4 protein-coding genes are annotated in these 3,180 nt (G+C 71.9%); 3 read left to right on the forward strand and 1 reads right to left on the reverse strand.

The window, feature by feature from the left end; all coding sequences use genetic code 11:
* The coding region (locus WBP48_RS18270) for a glycoside hydrolase family 3 N-terminal domain-containing protein (protein WP_424442200.1) at positions 1-1,063 on the reverse strand (1,063 nt) is incomplete at its 3' end.
* A 156-nt stretch (positions 1,064-1,219) separates the two neighbouring features.
* Here WBP48_RS18270 and WBP48_RS18275 point away from each other — a divergent pair.
* The 3 genes from WBP48_RS18275 to WBP48_RS18285 form a co-directional block, all read left to right on the forward strand.
* A complete protein-coding gene (locus WBP48_RS18275; protein WP_424442201.1) occupies positions 1,220-1,594 on the forward strand; it encodes a GNAT family N-acetyltransferase in 375 nt (124 codons plus the stop codon).
* Between the two features lie 74 nt (positions 1,595-1,668).
* Complete coding sequence (locus tag WBP48_RS18280) at positions 1,669-2,226, forward strand: ECF transporter S component (protein WP_424442203.1); 558 nt, start codon at positions 1,669-1,671, stop codon at positions 2,224-2,226.
* 167 nt (positions 2,227-2,393) lie between these two features.
* The coding region (locus WBP48_RS18285) for an energy-coupling factor ABC transporter ATP-binding protein (protein ID WP_424442205.1) at positions 2,394-3,180 on the forward strand (787 nt) is incomplete at its 3' end.

Genomic DNA, 3,180 nt, shown 5'->3' on the forward strand with positions numbered 1-3,180 from the left:
CCAGGTCGACCCCGGCCGACAGCGCGAGCACCGCCCGGTCGCCGGGGCTCCACGCCAGCGCCGCCGCGGCGGCGGACAGGTCGTCGGTCATGACGACACCGTCGAACCCGACCGTGCGGCGCACGAGCCCGACGACAGTCGGCGAGAACACCGCCGGCGTCGACGGATCGATGTTCTGGTAGATCGCCGTCGCGACCATGATGGCCGACGGACCGGCCGCCGTCAGCGGCTCGTACACCGCGACTTCCGGTCCGTCCGCGGTCACGGTCGTGTCGATGACGTTCGCAGTCGTGTCGGTGTTGGCCGTGACGTGACCGAGGCCGGGGAAGTGCTTGAAGACCGGGAGCACCCCGGCATCCCTCATTCCCTGCGCGAACGCGCCCGCCTTCGCCGCGACGGTCGGCTCGTCGTAGCCGAACTGGCGCCCCAGGGCACCGATCGGCGGGTTCGAGAACCGTGCGTCGTGGCTGGTCACGATGTCGGCCACCGGCGCGAGGTTCATATCGACCCCCGCCGCCGCCAGCTGCCCGCCCCACTGTGCAGCCTGGGCGTGGAGCTCGTCGTCGGGCAGGTCGGCCTGCCGGATCGCGTACGGCATGTCGTCGAACCCCGGGCCGCGCAGGACCTGCACGTCGCCGCCCTCCTGATCGGTGGCGACCCACAGCCGGATGCCGCCGGTCGCCCCGCCGTCGACGAGCTGCGTGAACTGACCCACGACGGCGGCGACGGCGGCCGTCCCGGCCTGTGTGCGCCCGTGCAGGAAGATGCTGCCGGCGTGCCGGTCGGTGACGGCCGACACGGTCGCCGGCGTCACGGACGACACGGCCGTGCCGACCATGAAGACCTGCCCGACCCGCTGCTCCAGCGTGAGCCCGGCCAGCGGATCGGGCGTGGGCGTCGGAGTCGGCGTGGCGGTGGAGACGGCCGGTGGCGTCGTCGGCGTCGTCGATGACGGAACGGATGCCGGGGCGGCGCACCCCGCCAGCGCCACCACGGCTACCAGCAGTCCCAGCCATCGCCCACCGGCCGCCGGAAGCCGCGGAGCGAGTGCAGCAAGGGGCATGGGTCCATCCTCGCCACTGCGCTCGCCGCGCGGTAGTGCCGCGCACCGGAGCAACTGTCGTCGGACATCCTCCAGCGGACGAATCCCGGCCCCGCGACGGAACAGAACCCCGCCCGCGTGCGTTGGAGCACAGACATGCCGACGGAGGGAGCCGCAATGGCCGACGAGGTTAAGGTCGTCCGAGACGACGAGAAGCACCGCTACGAGGTGCTCGTCGAGGGGACGGTCGCAGGATTCACCGAGTTCGTAGCGGATGCCGGGGGCAGACTCATCTTCCCCCACACCGAGATCGATCCGGCGTTCGGCGGGCGTGGCCTCGGCTCCCTGCTCATCGGCAGGGCGATGGCGGACGTCGCGGCGCGCGACGAGACCGTGGTGCCGGTGTGCCCCTTCGTCGTGAAGTACCTGCAGCAGCACGAAGTGCCGGACCTTGCGATCCGCTGGCGTCCTCGCGATGTCGAGGCCGCCGAGGCCGCGCCCCTGGAGGATCGCCTTCCGGCTGACGAGGGCGTTGGCACCAAACGCGGCTGACGCCGCCGGATCTCCTCAGCATCCACCGCGAGACGGGAGATCGGCATCCGACGGCGCCGGACTACGCTGAAGACGTGGCCCGAACCCCGATCCTGTCGACGCGCGTCCTGCTCGTGTGCGCCGCCATCGGGGTTGCGACGGGCATCGTGGGCGGCGTTGCGGGTCTCGTGACCCCCGTCCTGCTGGCCACGCCGCTGGCGATCGCGTACGGCTTCGTGCTGGGTGCGCACGTGCTGCCCGGCATCGTGGCGCAGGAAGTGCTGCGGATGCCGCTCGTCGCGATCCTGACGCACGTGCTCGCCGCGCTCGTCGCGACCGCGTTCAACCCGGTGTGGGCGGGGCGCTTCATCGGCACGGCGTTGCTGTTCGGCGCCATCCAGGAGGGCGTCGCGGCGCTCACCCGTTACCGCGCCTGGGGGGCGTGGCGGTTCTTCGTCTCGGCCGTCATCATCGGTCTGGTCGTCGCGCTCGCCGTGTTCTTCGCGGCGCACCTGGGCGCGTTCCCGCTGTGGGCGCAGATCGCCTACCTCGCGCTCTCGGTGCTCGGTCCCATCGTGTGGACGGCGATCGGCCTGGGTGTGGGCGCCGCGCTGCGGCGGGCGGGGGTCGCGCGCCAGACGGTGCGGCGCTGACGGGCGGGTAGGCGTAGGTTCCTGAGGAGAAAGCAGGATTCTGAGGATCCGATACCGGGTTTTGCTCCTCAGCATCCGCCATCTCCTCAGCATCCGACCGGTTGGCCGCGGAAGTAAGGGCAGGCTAAGTTAGGGGAACGCCTCTGACCTGACCGCTGGGATTTCCCGTGACCTCTGCCGTCTCCGGAGCGGCCGTCACGGCCGACCCCGCCACGACCCCGACCCCGCTGCTGCGCGTCGACGCCGTCGGCATCCGGCACGATGGAGCGGATGCCGGCACCCCGGCATCCGCCTCGTTCCAGGTCTCGCCGGGAGAGGTCGTGCTGCTGCTGGGTCCCAGCGGCGCCGGCAAGTCCACGCTTGCGCTCGCGCTCAACGGACTGATCCCGCACGCGGTACCCGCGGACGTGAGCGGGACGGTGCTCATCGACGGGCTCGACGCCGCGACGACGCCCGTCGCGGAACTGAGCCGTCGCGTCGGGATGGTGTTCCAGGATCCCGATGCGCAGCTGGTGACCGGGACGCTGCTCGACGAGGTCGCGTTCGGGCCGGAGAACCTGCGGCTGCCGGTCGCGGACGTGCTCGCCCGCACCGAGACGGCGCTGCGGCGGATGGGTCTGTGGGAGCGGCGCCACGAGAACCCCGACCGCCTGTCCGGCGGCGGCAAGCAGCGCCTCGCGATCGCGTGCGCGCTCGCGATGGGGTCGCCGCTGCTCGTCCTCGACGAGCCCACCGCGAACCTCGACCCGGAGGGGATCGAGGAGGTCTACGCCGCCCTCGGCGAACTCGTCGCGGCGGGCGACCGGGCGATCGTGCTCGTGGAGCACAATCTCGATGCCGTCGTCGGCATCACCGACCGCGTCGTCGTGCTCGACCACGAGGGTCGAACGACGGCCCGTGGCACCGTCGACGAGGTGCTGCGCGCCCGCGCCGACGAACTGCACGAGCTGGGCG

It is taken from the genome of Microbacterium sp., assembly GCF_049661145.1.
Classification (GTDB): domain Bacteria; phylum Actinomycetota; class Actinomycetes; order Actinomycetales; family Microbacteriaceae; genus Microbacterium.